This is a genomic window from Jiangella alkaliphila (genome assembly GCF_900105925.1).
In the GTDB taxonomy this organism is placed as follows: domain Bacteria; phylum Actinomycetota; class Actinomycetes; order Jiangellales; family Jiangellaceae; genus Jiangella; species Jiangella alkaliphila.
In genome coordinates, this window is the sequence record NZ_LT629791.1 from 5,901,267 (window position 1) to 5,916,298 (window position 15,032).

Genomic DNA, 15,032 nt, shown 5'->3' on the forward strand with positions numbered 1-15,032 from the left:
TCTCGTACTGGTAAGGGCATGCCAATCTCGGCCTCGACGTGAGGCCGACGTCGAATACTACCGGACGCCGGCTGTCAGCCCAAACCCGATGTCAGCTTGTCCGGCTGGGAGTCATGGTCGCCGCGACGGGGCTCGTCGGCCGAGTCGTCGGGGTCGGGCCCGAACCGCTCGGCCTTGCCGTCTGACCCGGCGCTGAAGTCGTCCGCCGGATCAGGCGCGCCGTCGAGCTGCGGCACCACGACCGGGTGGCCGTTGCGGCGCTGCGACAGCTCCTCGTAGGCCGTGGGGTGGCGCAGCTGCTCGCGGCCGTCGCGGACGGTCTCGACGATGCGCGCCGCGGAGATCTCCAGCCTGGCCAGCTTGGCGTCGACGTAGTCGTCGGCGTCGCTGCGGATGTTCTCCGCCTGCTCGCGGGCCTGCCGCAGGATCTCCTCGGCCTCGAGCCGGGCGGCCTGCGTGACGGTGTGGTCGGCCACCAGCCGGGCCTGCTCGGCCTTGGCGGTGGCGACGATGCGCTCGGCGTTGCCGCGCGCCTCGATCAGCAGCGCCTCGCGCTGCCCCAGGACGGCCTCGGCCGCCTGCAGGTTGGCCGGCAGCCCCTCGCGGACCTCGTCGAGCAGGCCGAGCAACTGCTGTTTGTTGACCATCGCGGTGGACGACATAGGCATCGTCCGCGCCGAGTCGACCAGTGCGACGATCTCGGCGATCTTGTCATGAACTTCCATGACCATCCCCCTAGGTGTGCCGGAGCGGTATCACCGGCGTCCCAATCTCTCATGCAACCGCTGGAGCACCCCGTCGGGCACCAGTCCAGCGACGTCACCGCCGTAGGACGCTACCTCTTTCACCAAAGAGGACGAAAGGAACGAGTAGTCGGGATTGGTCGCCACGAACAGCGTCTCCAATCCCGTCAGGCGGTGGTTCATCTGCGCCATCTGTAGTTCATAGTCGAAATCGGTGACCGCGCGCAGCCCCTTTACGACAGCCGGGATATCGCGCTCGCGGGCGAAATCGACCAAGAGCCCCTCGAAGCTCTCGACTCGGACGGACGGCAGGTGCGCGCACGTCTTCTCGAGCATGTCGATGCGCTCGTCGAGGGAGAACAGCCCCTTCTTCGACACGTTCACCAGGACCGCGACGACCACCTCGTCGAACAGGCTCGCGGCCCGCTCGATGACGTCGAGATGACCGTTCGTGACCGGGTCGAACGAGCCTGGGCACAGACAACGGCGCACGTGTCCTCCTGTGTCACTTCACCGGGCGCGACCGTACCAGAGCACGGTCTCGCCGTACCGCCGTTCCCGGCCGCCAGTGATGTCGTCGGGCCAGGTCACCGGCGCGCCGCGACGGTCCCGCTCGACGACCACCAGCGCGTCAGGGGCGAGCCAGCCGGCCGTCAGAGAGACGAGTACCCCGCTCAGCTCGGCGTCAACCATCGCGTACGGCGGATCGGCCAGCACGACGTCGTACGGGGCGTCCGGCGGTGTGGCCAGCACCCGCTCGACCGGCGACGCCACGACGACGGCGCCCGGCAGCCCGACGGATTTGACGTTCTCCCTGATCACGGCTACTGCGCGACGGTCGGACTCGACCAGCAGGCAGTGCTCCGCGCCGCGCGACAGCGCCTCCAGGCCGAGCGCGCCGCTGCCGGCGTAGAGGTCGAGCACCCGCAGGCCGCCGAGCCCGCCGCCGAAGGCGACCTCCAGCGACGAGAACAGCGCCTCGCGGACGCGGTCGGACGTCGGCCGGGTGCGGTTCCCGGGCGGGACCGCGAGCCGCCGGCCGCCGGCCACGCCGGCCACGATCCGCGTCATCGGCGGACCGGACCAGGTGGTACGGACCTCACAGCCAGCCGCTGCGCCGGAGCTTGCGATAGAGCAACAGACACGCGCCTATCATGACGCCCACGGCCAGTGGGTAGCCGAACGACCAGTCCAGCTCCGGCATGTGGTCGAAGTTCATGCCGTAGATCCCGGCGATCATCGTCGGCACGGCGACGATCGCGGCCCACGCGGAGATCTTGCGCAGGATCTACTCGCAGCAGGTGGTCGAGGATGTCGCGGAATTACTCGCTCAGCAATGCCCCCTGGGCTGGCGCACAGCGCGATGCGGCCCTGGGTGAGGTCCTCCATGACGGGGACCAGCGGATCGACGGCGATGCGGAACTGCAGCACCTGCCGCTTCAGCGAGTAGATCGCCTCGGTGGCGTCGGCGACACCCGGCTGGAACACCAGCCGCTCGGTCTCGATCACGTCCGCCTCGACGTGCCGGGCCAGCCGCGTGTAGCTGTCGGCGACGAGGTCGCAGACGGCGTACAGGACCCCGGCCGGACCCGCGTCCAGCAGCCACTTCTCCGACTCGACGCGGTCGCGGACGCCGTCGAGCGCGTTGATCGCCCCGTGCCGGACGGTGATGACGAAGTCGTCGCCGATGAACAGCATGATCTCGCCGACCTCGAGCGTGGTGGCGTCCTCGCGGTGCTTGAGCGTCTTGAGCACGGCGAAGACGGTGTCGCCGTACAGCTCCAGCTTGGGCCGCTGGTGCGCGTTGACGGCGTCGTCGACGGCGAGCGGGTGCAGCCTCAGCTCGTCGACGATGAGGTCGAACTCCTCGTGCGTGGGCTCGAACAGGCCGATCCACAGGAAGCTGTCGCCGCGCGCCTTGGCCCGCTCGAACGCCTCACTGATGTCGCCGTCGATCTCCTCGCGCTCGCCGTCTCGGTAGATGGCCTTGTCCACGATCACGCTGACGATTCCAACACGGCTTCGTGGGCCGGATCGACCGCCAGGCGTCAAGAAACCGCTGAGATTCGCCGTTGTGCCTGCCTGCGGGCGGACTCAGGCCTTGTCGAGGTAGTCCGCCTCCTGCTCGGCGAGCACCGCCTCGACGGCGCCCAGCAGCGCCGGGTGGTGCGAGAGGTCGGGGTCGGCCTCGACGACGGCGGAGGCGTCCTCGCGCGCCTCGGCGATGGTGTCGGCGTGGCGGATGACCCTGAGCAGCTTGAGGCTGGACCGGTGGCCGGACTGCGAGGCGCCGAGCACGTCGCCCTCGCGGCGGTGCTCGAGGTCGACCTGCGAGAGCTCGAACCCGTCGCGGGTCCTGGCGACGGCGTCCAGCCGTTCGCGCGCGGGTGTGCCCGGCGGCGCCTCGGTGACCAGCAGGCACACGCCCGGGATGGCGCCACGGCCGATGCGGCCGCGCAACTGGTGCAGCTGCGACACGCCGAACCGGTCGGCGTCCATGATCACCGTCATCGCCGCCGTCGCCACGTCGATGCCGACCTCGATGACGGTGGTCGCGACGACCACCGGTATCGTCCCGGCGGCGAACGCGGCCATGACCGCGTCCTTCGTCTCCGCCGGCAGCCGGCCGTGCAGCACGTCGAGGCCGACGCCCTGGAGCGGGCCGGTGCGCAGGTACTCGGCCAGCTCGAGGACGGCGACCGGGCGGCGCTTTGTGTCATCGCCGGCCGGTTCCTCCTCGACGTCGACCGCGCTGTCGTCGCCGATGCGCGGGCAGACGATGTAGACGCGGTGGCCGGCCTCGGCCTCCTCGCGCACGCGCTGCCAGGCGCGGTCGAGGAAGTGCGGCTTCTCGTCGACCGGGACGACGTGCGTGGCGACGTCGGCGCGGCCGCGCGGGACGTCGGTGAGCGTGGAGATCTCGAGGTCGCCGAAGACCGTCATCGCGACCGTCCGCGGGATCGGCGTCGCCGTCATGACCAGCACGTGCGGCCGGGTGTCGTCGCGGCTCTTGGCGGCCAGCGCGGCCCGCTGCTCGACGCCGAAGCGGTGCTGCTCGTCGACGACGACCAGGCCGAGGTCGAAGAACTGGACGTTCTCCTCGAGCAGCGCGTGCGTGCCGACGACGATGCCGGCGTCGCCGGTGACGATCTCGTTCAGCGCCGTCCTGCGCTGCGCCGTCGACATCGAACCGGTGAGCAGCGCGACCCGGGTGCCCTGCTCCGCACCGCCGAGCATGCCGCCCTGCGCGAGCGGGCCGAGCATCGCCGTCAGCGACCGGTGGTGCTGCTGGGCCAGCACCTCGGTGGGCGCCAGCAGGGCAGCCTGTCCCCCGGCGTCGACGACGGCCAGCATCGCCCGCAGCGCGACGACGGTCTTGCCCGCGCCGACCTCGCCCTGCAGCAGCCGGTGCATCGGGTGCGGGGTGGCCAGCTCGGCGGCGAGCCGCTCGCCGACCTCCCGCTGGCCCTCCGTCAGCTCGAACGGCAGCCGCTCGTCCAGCGCGTCGAGCAGCCCGCCCGGCGTCGCCCGCCGCGGCGTCGCCGGCAGCGCGGCCGTCGACAGCCGGCGCCGGGCCAGCTCCGTCTGCAGGACGAACGCCTCCTCGTACCGCAGCCGCCGCTGCGCCGCCCAGGCCTTCTCGATCGTCTTCGGCCGGTGGACGGCGTGCAGCGCCTCGGCCAGGCCGGGCAGGCGCCGCTTGCGCAGCACCTCGTCGGGCAGCGGGTCCGGCGGGTCGCCGAGTTGCTGGAGCACGACGTCGACCGACTTCGCGATCAGCCAGGACTGGACCTTCACGCTGGCCGGGTAGACCGGGATGACCTCGTCGGCGTACTTCTCCGCCGCCTCGCGGATGTCGCCGGCGTCCTCGGGGAACATCTCGTACTCGGGGTTCGCGAGCTGGCGCTGGTGGCGGAACGCGCCGACCTTGCCGGCGAACAGGCCGATGCGCTCGGGACGCAGGTCGCGCTCGCGCCAGGCCTGGTTGAAGAACGTCAGGTTCAGCTCGCCGGTGCCGTCGGTGACGACCGCCTCCAGGATCGAGCCGCGCCGGTTCTTCATGCGCCGCTTCGAGACGCTCTTCACCATCGCGACGACGGTGACCAGCTCGTCCTCGCGCAGCGAGCTGAGCTCTGTCAGCTCGCCGCGCTGGATGTACCGGCGCGGGTAGTGGCGCATGAGGTCGCCGACGGTGCGCAGGTCCAACGTGTTCGCCAGCGCCTTGGCGGTCTTGTCGCCGACCACGGTGGTCAGCTGCGTGTCGAATCCGACCATCACTCGACTCCGAGCAGTAGCGGGTAGCGGGGTTGTCCGCCCCGGTAGACGACGGTGTCGGCCTCCGGGTGGCCGCGGCGGACCGCGCGGGCGACGCCGTCGGCGAGGCCCGGGCCGGCGCCGTCGCCCGTGACGACGGTGACCAGCTCGCCCCCCGCCGCGAGCATACGGGCGACCACCTCGATCGCGACGTCCAGCAGGTCCGCGCCGATGACCGCGAAGTCGCCGTCGACCACCCCGAGCACGTCGCCCGGCTTGCAGACGCCGGCCATCGTGACCGCCTCCTTCGCGGCGACCGTGACGGCGCCGTGCCGGGTCTGACCGGCGGCGGACGTCATCGCGACGACGTCGGCGTCGAAGGCGCGGTTGGGCTCGTGGACGGCGAGCGCGGCCAGGCCCTGCACCTGCGCGACCGTCGGGATGACGGCGGCTCGTCGGTGGTGAGTGCGCAGTTCGGCCGCCGCCGCCTCGGCGACCGGGACCGCGTCGCGCTCGTTCGGCAGGATGACGACGTCGCTGGTGCGGCCGGTGTCACCGCGGTCGACGGCGGCCAGCATCTCGCCGGTGGACGGCCGGTGCCCGGTCGCCGTCGCGACGACGACGGCGCCGGCCTCGGCGAACAGCTCGGCCAGCCCGTCGCCGGCGGCGAACGCGACGATGACGCGCTTGTGCGGGGTGTCGGGCCGGCTGCCGTGCTGGGCGGGCAGGTAGGTGACGCTGATGCGGTGCGGCCGGCCGGCGGCGATGCCCGCCTCGATGGCCGCACCGGCGTCGTCGGTGTGGACGTGGACGTTCCACTCCTGGCCGGCGCCGCTGACGACGAGCGAGTCGCCCAGGTTTGCCAGCGTCTCCTTGAGTTGCGCCGTGTTCCGCTGCGGGGCGTCGAGCAGGTACATGACCTCGTACGCGGGGCCCGGTTCTTCGCTGTCGCCGCTGGTCAGGGCCGGCGCAGGTACGGTGTGAGCGCCGACGGTGCGCGGCCTGGGCAGCGGGCGCCGTCCGGTCAGCACGGTGTCGAACGCGTCCAGCAGCACGGTCAGTCCCCGCCCGCCCGCGTCGACGACGCCCGCACGCCGCAAGACGTCCAGCTGCTCCGGCGTCCTGTCGAGTGCCTCGTGGGCGGCGGCGGCCGCGGCGAGAGCGACGGCGGGGAGGGTGCTGATGGTGTTGCGGGCCGCCTGCTGGGCGGCGTCGGCGGCCGCCTGGGCGACGGTGAGGATGGTGCCCTCGACGGGGTCGGCGACGGCTCGCTTCGCCTCGTCCGCGGCGTGACCCAGGGCAGCGGCGAGGGCTGTCCCGTCCGCGAGCGTCGTCCCCGGCCGGCTCAGGACGTCGGCGACGCCGCGCAGCATCTGCGCGACGATGATCCCGGAGTTGCCGCGCGCCCCGAGCAGCGCGCCCCGTGCGACCGCGTCGGCGGTGCTGCCGAGGTCCGGCGCCGCCGCCTCGGCGTGCTGGACGGCCGCCTCCATGGTGAGGTACAGGTTGGTCCCGGTGTCGCCGTCGGGCACCGGATACACGTTCAGCGCGTCGATCTCTTCCCTGGCCGCCGCGAGCGCGTCCAACCCGGCGCGACACCACCGCAGCACGATCTCAGCGTCGGGAACCGGTGGCACCCGGCGAGACTATCCCGCGCCGGTTTGTTATGTGGCGCGCCCGCCCGGTACCCTGGGGCGGTTGCTCGCGTGGGGGTGTTGGCGCGGGCACCAACACTGTCGTCTTCCAATCCGTCTCAGTAGGAGTCTCCGTGGCTGCCACCTGCGATGTCTGCGGCAAGGGCCCGGGCTTCGGCAACTCGATCTCGCACTCGCACCGCCGGACCCCGCGTCGCTGGAACCCGAACATCCAGACCGTGCGGACGGTCGTCGGGGGCACCCCCAAGCGGCTGAACGTCTGCACCTCGTGCCTCAAGGCCGGCAAGGTCGCCCGCCGCTGACGCTTTCCTGAACGACCATGAGACGCTCCGCGTTGGGGCGTTTCATGGTCGTTTTGGTTTTTCGGGGCTGACGTTGCCGAGTTGGCCTGCCCCCTGCTGCTTTCAATTGTCGGGGCCGCTCCAAGAATGGCCCCCGGCCCTAGCCCGCTCTGAGGGCTAGCTCCGCTTGCCCCTCGCCCTTCCTAGATGGCGTTCTCGGCTACCGACTCCACTGTTCGTCACCCTCCGCTGGCCACCTGCGGGGATCCTCACCCGCCGTAAGTGCACCTCACCCGCCAGAAGTACCGCATCCAGCCCCGAACCGACCCCAATTCGACCCCCAGGCGAGTGCGGAGCACCCCAAGCGAGCGAGGTGCCCCACCAAACCCGCCGGAAAGCGCTCACCCACACCCCGTTCCATGATCATCGGCGATCGACCACGTCATGGAGCCTGTTGCTGAATGAGGCTCCGTCCAGGCGAGGTGGGGGGAACAACGCGAAAACGGGCTGAAAATAGGCCCAAGTGGAGGGCCCTTGATCAAATGGCGAAAGCCCACCTCGCTGACCAGCGCCTTTGCAGCGGCCAAGTTGCCCCGTGGATGAACATCGTTCTCATCTTTCAAAAAGCAACAGGCTCCATGGTGTGGTCGATCGCCGATGATCATGGGCGCGGGCAGGGGCAGAGCCAGAGGAGGCCAGCGGCCCGCCACCCACAGCGGAGTCGATCGCCAGAAGGTGCGGCCGCAAGAGGCCAGCGGAGAGCGAACAGCCAGCGGACCCGAAAGCCCGGTCCACTTTCGGAAGGCCCCCTGATGCTGTTCGAACGAGGGCGCGGCGGCGCGGGTCAAGCGGTCATCGATGGCGCGAAGCGCCCAACAGTCCGCTTGAGGCGCGCCGCCGCGCCCTCGACAATCGAACAGCAGGGGGCCGAGGAACCCGGCCAACGGTCAGGACCCGGCGAAGTGATCATGCCCGGCCGGCTGGTCATACTCCGCCCCACCAACGGTGACGCCAGAACCGGCGGAGACCGAGCCGATCACCGTCCACCGCTCAGGGAGCTCCACGTCCGCCGGGAACGTCGCCACCAGGGCGTTGTCGTCCCCGCCCGTCAGCACCCAAGCCAGCGGATCGGCCCCCAGCGCCGACGCGACCTCACGCAGGGGCTCCGCCACCACCAGCAGCGACGGCGAGACGTCGATCAGGACGCCGCTGGCGGTGGCGACGTGGCCGAGGTCGCCGAGCAGGCCGTCGCTGACGTCGCACATGGCGGTCGCGCCCAGCCCCGCGGCCTCCGCCCCCGCCCCATAGGGGACCGCGGGCCGCCGATGCGCCTCGACGACGGCGCGGGGGGTGCGGAAGCCGCGGCTGAGCACCTGGTAGCCGGCCTCCGCCCAGCCGAGCCGCCCGCACAGCGCGACCACGTCGCCCGCGCGCGCCCCCGACCGCAGAACCGGCGCGGCACCGGCCAGCGTCCCCAGCGCCGTCACCGACACCACCACGAGCGGCGAGCGCACGACGTCGCCGCCGACGACGGAGGCGCCGACGAGCGCGGCCTCCTCGCCCAGCCCGGCCGACAGCTCGACCGCCCACGACACGGGCAGGTCGGCCGGCACCCCCAGCCCCACCACCAGCGACGTCGGGCGGGCGCCCATGGCCTCGATGTCGGAGAGGTTCTGGGCGGCCGCCTTGTGGCCGACGTCGGCGGCGGCGGACCAGTCGCGGCGGAAGTGCCGGTTCTCGACCAGCAGGTCGGTCGTCACCACCACCCGGCCGTCGGGCGCGGCGACCACGGCGGAGTCGTCGCCGGGGCCGAGGAGGACGTCCGGGCCCTGCGGCAGGCGCGCCGTCACGGCACCGATGAGGCCGAACTCTCCGAGCTCGCCAACGCTGTCGGGCATTCTGTGCACTCCCTCTTCTCCCGCACGATTACTCGACCAGGTAGGTTGACCGTTCGCACACTTCAATGCACGCGTGGGAGGGCAATCCCGTGGTCGTACAGGCTTACATCCTGATCCAGACCGAGGTGGGCAAGGCCGCCGAGGTCGCCAGGAAGATCTCCGAGATCGACGGCGTCACTCTCGCCGAGGACGTCACCGGGCCGTACGACGTCATCGTGCGGGCCGAGGCCGGCAACGTCGACGACCTGGGGAAGCTCGTGGTCGCCAAGGTGCAGACGGTCGACGGCATCACCCGCACGCTCACGTGCCCCGTCGTCCACATCTGACGCCGGTCGCCATCCTGCTTGCGACGGGGCTGGCCGGCTGCGGGTACGGCGCCGTCGAGGTCACGCCGCACGAACCCGAGCCCGGCAGCGCCGACGTCTGCGCCGCCCTGAGGGACGCCCTCCCCGACACGGTCGACGACGCGGTCCGGCGCGACGTCGACCCGTCCTCCGAGTACGTGGCCGCCTGGGGCCAGCCGCCGATCGTGCTGCGCTGCGGCGTCGCGATGCCCGCCTCGTACCGCCCCGACGCCCAGCTGTTCGAGGTCGACGGCGTCGGCTGGCTGGCCGACGAGGGCGAGGGCGGGCTGTTCTTCACCGCCGTCGACCGGGAGATCCTGGTCGAGGTCGCCATCCCGGAGGACTACGCGCCCGAGGCGAACGTGCTGGGCGACCTCGCGACGGCGATCCTCGACACCGTCCCGGAGCGGGCCCTGCAGTAGCGTCGGACGGTGCCGACGACGCAACCCACCACGCTGACGACCGAACGTCTCACCCTGCGCCCGATGGAAGAGCGCGACGCCGACGCGTTCGCCGCCATGAACGCCGACCCCGCCGTGATGGAGCACTTCACCACCGGCCCGCTGGACCGCGAAGCGTCCGACCGCATGCTCGCGAAGATGCGCGAGCACCACCTGCGCGAGGGCCACAGCCTGGCCGCGGTCGAGCGGACCGCCGACGGCGTGTTCCTCGGCTTCGCCGGCATCCACCGCCACCACTGGTACCCGGACGACGTCGAGATCGGCTGGCGCCTCGCGCCGCACGCGTGGGGGCACGGCTACGCCACCGAGGCGGCGACCGCCTGGATGGAGTACGCGTTCGGCGAGCTGGGCCTGCCGCGGCTGATCTCCATCACGATCCCCGCGAACACGCGCTCGATCGCCGTCATGCGCCGCCTGGGCTTCACCCTCTGGGAGGAGGCCACGCACGAGGGCCTGGACGTGGTCGTGTACGCGCGCCAGGGCTAGCCAATGGCCGACCGCCAGGTCCAAGGCGGCGGCGAGTACGACGAGGTAATAGAGAATCAGCGCAGCCCGGTCGGCCGGCGCAGCGCGGTGTCGACGAGACGGTCGACCAGCGACGGGTAGTCGATGCCGGTCTTCGCCCACAGCTGCGGGAACATCGACGTGGGCGTGAAGCCCGGCATCGTGTTCAGCTCGTTGACCAGCAGCGACCCGTCGTCGCGGAGGAAGAAGTCGACCCGGGCGAGACTCTCGCACGACAGCGCCTGGAACGCCTCGATCGACATCAGCCGCACCCGCTCGGCGACGTCGGCCGGCAGGTCGGCGGGGATGTCGAGGGAGACGTCGTCGCCGGGCAGGTACTTGGCCTCGAAGTCGTACAGCTCGTGGCCGGGGCCGAGGCGGATCTCGCCGACGACGCTGGCCTCCGGCTCGCCGCCGCCCTGGCCCTCGAGCACGCCGCACTCGACCTCGCGGCCGGCGACGGCCTCCTCGACCAGCACCTTCGGGTCGTGCTCGCGGGCGGCCAGGACGGCGGCCTCCAGCTCGGCGGCGTCGCGGGCCTTGCTGACGCCCATGCTCGACCCCGCGCGGGCCGGCTTGACGAAGACCGGCCAGCCCAGCGTCCGCTCGACCTCGGTGACGACGCGGTCGCGCTGCGGCTCCCAAGCGGACGGACGCACCAGCACGTGCCGGGCGACCGGCAGCCCGGCGCCGGCCAGCAGCAGCTTCATGACGTGCTTGTCCATGCCGACGGCCGAGGCCAGCACACCGGAGCCGACGTAGCGGACGTCGGCCAGCTCGAGCAGCCCCTGGATGGTGCCGTCTTCGCCGTATGGGCCGTGCAGCAGCGGGAACACGACGTCGACGGCGCCCAGCATGCGCGGCACCTCGCCCGGCGACTGCACCGCCAGCTCGCCCCGCCCCGGCAGCACGACGGTGCCGCCTTCGTCGTCGACGTGCGGCATGCTGTGGCCCTTGATGGCCAGGCGGTCCGGGTCGGCGCTGGTCAGCACCCAGCGGCCGGTCGTCGTGATGCCGATCGGCAGCACCTCGTAGCGGCGCGGGTCCAGTGCGGCGAGCACTCCCCCAGCGGTGACGCACGAGATCTCGTGCTCGGAGCTGCGGCCGCCGTAGACGACGGCCACCCTGATGCGGCGGTCCTGCGTGTCGTTCATCGCGCCGACCCTACCCGTCCTCAGTGTCCGTGACGCTCGGGCTTGGCGGATCGGGACAACAGCGACCCGACCATCTCCGCCGGCGTGAGCTCGCCGCGGACCACGCCGGTGACGTGCTGGACGATGGGCATGTCGACGCCGTGGCGGCCGGCGAGGTCGAGGATCGACTCGCACGACTTGACCCCTTCGGCGACCTGCCGGGTGCCGGCGACGATCTCGGCGACGGTCATGCCGCCGCCCAGCTTCTCGCCGAACGAGCGGTTCCGCGACAGCGGCGACATGCAGGTCGCGGCGAGGTCGCCGAGCCCGGCCAGGCCCGAGAACGTGTACGCGTCGGCACCCAGCGCCGCGCCCAGCCGCGCGGTCTCGGCCAGCCCGCGGGTGATGACGCTGGCGCGGGCGTTGTCGCCGAACCCGAGCCCGGCGGCGATGCCGACGGCCAGCGCGATGACGTTCTTGACGGCGCCGCCGAGCTCCGCGCCGACGAGGTCGTGGTTGGTGTACGGGCGGAAGTGCGGCGAGTGGCAGGCCTGCTGGATGCGCTTGGCAAGGTCGTCGTCGGCGGCCGCGACGACGCTCGCGGCGGGCTGCCGCTGGGCGATCTCGCGGGCGAGGTTGGGCCCGGAGACGGCGGCGATGCGGGCCGGGCCGGCGCCGGTGACGTCGTCGATGACCTCGCTCATCCGCTTCGCCGTGCCGAGCTCGACCCCCTTCATCAGGCTGACCAGCGACGCCGACGACGGCAGCTCCGGCGCCCACGCGGACAGGTTCTCCCGCAGCGACTGCGACGGCACCGCCAGCACGACGAGGTCGGCCTCGTGCGCGGCCTCACCGGGGTCGTGCGTGGCCCGGATGACCGGCGGCAGCGCGACGCCGGGCAGGTAGTCGGGGTTGGTGTGGGTGGCGTTGATGGCGTCGCACAGCTCCGGCCGTCGGCCCCAGATGGTGACGTCGGCGCCGGCGTCGGCGAGCACGAGCGCGAACGCCGTCCCCCACGAGCCGGCGCCGAAGACGGCGGCGCGGGTCACGGCTGCTCCTCCGGCTGCTGCTTCGGGTCGCCGACCGGCGGCAGCCCGACCGCCTTCGGGTCAAACCGCTCGGCCGGCGCGATCTCGCCGCGGATCTGCGCCAGCTGCGCGGTGATGGCGGCCATGATGCGGTCGGTGGCGATGCGCAGGACGGTGGAGTCGACCGGCCGGCCGCGCAGGTCGTCGAGCGGGATCGGCGGGCCCGCGGTGACGTACATGGTCTTGCGCGGCAGCAGCCGGATGCGCTTGGAGTACGGCGCCAGCACGTGGTTGGCGCCCCACTGCGCGACGGGGATGACGTCGCAGCCGGTCTCCAGCGCGACCCGGGCGGCGCCGGTCTTGCCGACCATCGGCCACAGCTCGGGGTCGCGCGAGATGGTGCCCTCGGGATAGATGGCGACGAGCTGACCGGCCGCGACGGCGGCGACGGCGGCGCGGTAGGCGTGCGTGGCGTCGCGCGACTCGCGGTAGACGGGGATCTGCCCGGCGGCCGTGATGAGCCGGCCGAAGACCGGGACCCGGAACACGCCGGCCTTGGCGAGGTACCGGGTGGCGCGGCCGTTGTCGTACAGGAAGTGCGCGAACGTCAGCGGGTCGAAGTGCGAGATGTGGTTGCCCGCGACGATCACCCCGGTGCCGGCCGGTGGAATGTACTCGCCGCCGCGCCAGTTCTGCCGGGTGAACGCCATGAGGAACGGACGGACCAGGCCCGCGATGAACCTGAACGCGAACCCCATCGCGGCCCGCGCGTCCGCACTCGGTCCCGCCACCTATTTCTCCCTCCACCCACGTGAATGCCCGCAGACAGTGTCGCTCCCCCGGGCCACGCACGTCGAACCGGCCACCGGCGCGCCGCGCGTGCCGATGCGCCAGACTGGATCCCGATGACGACACCGCAGCTCTGGACGGTCGTGATTCCCGTCAAGCGACCCGAGCACGCCAAGACCCGCCTGGCCGACGCCGTCGGCGACGCGCGCCCGCGGTTCGCGCGCGCGTTCGCCGCCGACACCGTCCAGGCCGCGCTGGAATGCTCGTCTGTCGAGCGGGTGATCGTCGTGACCGACGACGACGCCGCGGCCGACGAGGCGCGGTCGTTGGGCGCCGAGGTCGTGGCCGACACCCCCGACGCCGGGCTGAACGCGGCGCTGCGGCACGGCGCCGAGTCGGCGCGGGCCGAGGACGGCGGGGACGTCGGCGACGACGGGGGCGACGCCGTCGCCGTCGCCTCGCTCTCCGCCGACCTGCCCGCGCTGCGCCCGGCCGAGCTGGCCCGGGTGCTGGCCGCGGCCGCCGAGCACCCGCAGTCGTTCGTCGCCGACGCGGCCGGTATAGGGACGACCAGCTACGCCGCCGGCCCGGGCGCCCCGTTCGAGCCGGCCTTCGGCGGACGGTCGCGTGCGGCGCACCGGCTGGCCGGGGCCGTCGAGCTGGAGCTGGACGCCATCGCGTCGGTCCGCCGCGACGTCGACACCGCCGTCGACCTCTGGGACGCCCGCCGCCTCGGCGTCGGCCCCCGCACGGCCGCCCTGCTCGCCGAGCTGGACGTCGCCCTCTAGGTCTAGGGCCTCAGAAGCGGTCCAGGCGGCAGCCCGCCAGCAGCGGCTCGGCGGCGCCGTCGACCAGCTCGCGCGCGACCAGGCGGCCCACGGCCGCGGCGAGCGTGATCGCGGGGTGCATGACCGCCAGGTAGAGGCCGGGCACGTCGGCGACCGGGCCGACGATCGGCACGCTGTCGGCCGGCATCGGGCGGGCGCTGACCCGGCTGCTGAGCAGTTCGACGTCCGCGGCGCCGCGGAAGGTGGACCGGACGGCGGCCAGCGTCCGTTCGGGCGAGTCCGCGGCGGCGATCAGCTGGTCCGCGGCGATCTGCCGGAGATCGAAGTCCTGCGTGTTGACCAGGGTGCGGACCAGACCTGCCGGTGCGCTGAACCGGAAGAGCGTCGCCGGCGACGGGCCGACCGGGACGCGTACGCCCGCCGACGCGCCTAGCGCGGCCGTCGCCACCCCGGCCGCGAGCACCACGGTCGCTGCGGAGAGCGGTCCCGCGGCCGTCTCGACCCCGTCGACCCGGCCCGCGGCGTCGCGGCGGACCGCGGTCACCGGGGTGTCCGGACGGACCTGGGCGCCGTGGGCGCGGGCCCCCTCGACCAGCCGCTCGGTCACGCCCACCGGGTCGACGGCGCCGTCGCCGGGTGCCCAGACGGCCCACTCCGGGGGCTGCGCCACGTTGGGCTCGAGCGTCGCCACGGTGGCCGCGTCGACGATCTCCTGCCCAGGCCCCGCCGCCGGCGCGCCGTCCGTCGTGCCCCATGACAGCGAGCCGGACCAGGTCACCGGGAGTCCCGGCAGCTCGGCCTCGAGCCGGTGGTACTCGTCGACCGCGCTCGCCCGCAGCGCGCCGGCCGGGCCGGTGCGGACGCCGGACGATCCGATCCAGGCGAACGAGCCCGCCGTCACACCAGCGCCCGGCCGCGCGGCGTCGACGAGCGTCACGACGGCACCGGCCCGGGCGGCGTGATAAGCCACCGATGCGCCGACGATGCCGGCGCCGACGACCACCAGGTCGCCGCTCACCACTGGCTCGCCGGGAGGGGCAGGTCGGTCCTGATGGGTCGCATGGTCACCCGCAGCACTGTGCCGTAGGGCCGGGCCCAGCGACAAGCCAGGCGGTGGCCTCGTGGCCGCCGCCCGGCTCGTGTCGTCCGGTGAC

The 15,032-nt window shown here is 72.7% G+C and carries 15 protein-coding genes and 1 pseudogene; 5 read left to right on the plus strand and 11 right to left on the minus strand.

What is annotated here, in order from left to right; all coding sequences use genetic code 11:
• Positions 1–74: 74 nt before the first annotated feature.
• The 6 genes and pseudogenes from BLV05_RS27140 to BLV05_RS27165 form a co-directional block, all read right to left on the minus strand.
• Positions 75–725 (minus strand): ATP synthase F0 subunit B, encoded by a 651-nt coding sequence (locus tag BLV05_RS27140; RefSeq protein ID WP_152690964.1) that lies wholly within the window; start codon positions 723–725, stop codon positions 75–77.
• A gap of 30 nt (positions 726–755) precedes the next feature.
• Positions 756–1,235 carry a pantetheine-phosphate adenylyltransferase gene (gene coaD / locus BLV05_RS27145; RefSeq protein ID WP_046771405.1) on the minus strand — a complete coding sequence of 160 codons (480 nt, stop codon included), beginning with the start codon at positions 1,233–1,235 and terminating at the stop codon, positions 756–758.
• Positions 1,236–1,253: 18 nt separating this feature from the next.
• Positions 1,254–1,814 (minus strand): 16S rRNA (guanine(966)-N(2))-methyltransferase RsmD, encoded by a 561-nt coding sequence (gene rsmD / locus BLV05_RS27150; protein ID WP_046771406.1) that lies wholly within the window; start codon positions 1,812–1,814, stop codon positions 1,254–1,256.
• Between the two features lie 28 nt (positions 1,815–1,842).
• Positions 1,843–2,744 (minus strand): annotated as a pseudogene (locus BLV05_RS27155) (magnesium and cobalt transport protein CorA).
• A 93-nt stretch (positions 2,745–2,837) separates the two neighbouring features.
• Positions 2,838–5,018 carry an ATP-dependent DNA helicase RecG gene (gene recG, locus BLV05_RS27160; protein WP_046771407.1) on the minus strand — a complete coding sequence of 727 codons (2,181 nt, stop codon included), beginning with the start codon at positions 5,016–5,018 and terminating at the stop codon, positions 2,838–2,840.
• Positions 5,018–6,634, minus strand: coding sequence for a DAK2 domain-containing protein (locus BLV05_RS27165; protein WP_046771408.1), 1,617 nt, complete (start codon positions 6,632–6,634; stop codon positions 5,018–5,020). The genes recG and BLV05_RS27165 overlap by 1 nt, the downstream gene beginning before the upstream one ends.
• A 131-nt stretch (positions 6,635–6,765) precedes the next feature.
• Between BLV05_RS27165 and rpmB the strand changes: the two genes are divergently transcribed.
• Positions 6,766–6,954 carry a 50S ribosomal protein L28 gene (gene rpmB, locus BLV05_RS27170; protein WP_046771409.1) on the plus strand — a complete coding sequence of 63 codons (189 nt, stop codon included), beginning with the start codon at positions 6,766–6,768 and terminating at the stop codon, positions 6,952–6,954.
• A 926-nt stretch (positions 6,955–7,880) separates the two neighbouring features.
• On the opposite strand, the gene BLV05_RS27175 is transcribed toward rpmB, so the two are convergent.
• Positions 7,881–8,831, minus strand: a complete 951-nt coding sequence (locus BLV05_RS27175; protein ID WP_046771410.1) for a thiamine-phosphate kinase — start codon at positions 8,829–8,831, stop codon at positions 7,881–7,883.
• Between the two features lie 65 nt (positions 8,832–8,896).
• On the opposite strand from BLV05_RS27175, the gene BLV05_RS27180 reads away from it, so the two are divergent.
• Genes BLV05_RS27180 through BLV05_RS27190 form a run of 3 tightly spaced genes read left to right on the plus strand, consistent with a single transcriptional unit; the run spans position 8,897 to position 10,122 of the window.
• Positions 8,897–9,157, plus strand: a complete 261-nt coding sequence (locus tag BLV05_RS27180) for an Lrp/AsnC family transcriptional regulator (RefSeq protein WP_046771411.1) — start codon at positions 8,897–8,899, stop codon at positions 9,155–9,157.
• Positions 9,136–9,597, plus strand: coding sequence for a DUF3515 domain-containing protein (locus BLV05_RS27185; RefSeq protein ID WP_046771412.1), 462 nt, complete (start codon positions 9,136–9,138; stop codon positions 9,595–9,597). Before BLV05_RS27180 ends, BLV05_RS27185 begins: the two co-directional genes overlap by 22 nt.
• Before the next feature lie 9 nt (positions 9,598–9,606).
• Positions 9,607–10,122 carry a GNAT family N-acetyltransferase gene (locus tag BLV05_RS27190; RefSeq protein ID WP_197683342.1) on the plus strand — a complete coding sequence of 172 codons (516 nt, stop codon included), beginning with the start codon at positions 9,607–9,609 and terminating at the stop codon, positions 10,120–10,122.
• Between the two features lie 56 nt (positions 10,123–10,178).
• Here BLV05_RS27190 and BLV05_RS27195 read toward each other — a convergent pair whose 3' ends face one another.
• The 3 genes from BLV05_RS27195 to BLV05_RS27205 are packed head-to-tail and all read right to left on the minus strand — an operon-like array spanning position 10,179 to position 13,092.
• Positions 10,179–11,294, minus strand: a complete 1,116-nt coding sequence (locus BLV05_RS27195; RefSeq protein ID WP_046771414.1) for a D-alanine--D-alanine ligase family protein — start codon at positions 11,292–11,294, stop codon at positions 10,179–10,181.
• Positions 11,295–11,314: 20 nt separating this feature from the next.
• Positions 11,315–12,322, minus strand: a complete 1,008-nt coding sequence (locus BLV05_RS27200; protein WP_046771415.1) for an NAD(P)H-dependent glycerol-3-phosphate dehydrogenase — start codon at positions 12,320–12,322, stop codon at positions 11,315–11,317.
• Positions 12,319–13,092: a lysophospholipid acyltransferase family protein gene (locus tag BLV05_RS27205; protein ID WP_197683343.1), complete on the minus strand. Its 774-nt coding sequence runs from the start codon at positions 13,090–13,092 to the stop codon at positions 12,319–12,321. The genes BLV05_RS27200 and BLV05_RS27205 overlap by 4 nt, the downstream gene beginning before the upstream one ends.
• Positions 13,093–13,206: 114 nt before the next feature.
• Between BLV05_RS27205 and cofC the strand changes: the two genes are divergently transcribed.
• Positions 13,207–13,878, plus strand: coding sequence for a 2-phospho-L-lactate guanylyltransferase (cofC, locus tag BLV05_RS27210; protein ID WP_046771417.1), 672 nt, complete (start codon positions 13,207–13,209; stop codon positions 13,876–13,878).
• A 10-nt stretch (positions 13,879–13,888) separates the two neighbouring features.
• On the opposite strand, the gene BLV05_RS27215 is transcribed toward cofC, so the two are convergent.
• On the minus strand, positions 13,889–14,896 hold the full coding sequence (locus BLV05_RS27215) for an NAD(P)/FAD-dependent oxidoreductase (RefSeq protein ID WP_152690966.1): 1,008 nt from the start codon (positions 14,894–14,896) through the stop codon (positions 13,889–13,891).
• Positions 14,897–15,032: the final 136 nt, after the last annotated feature.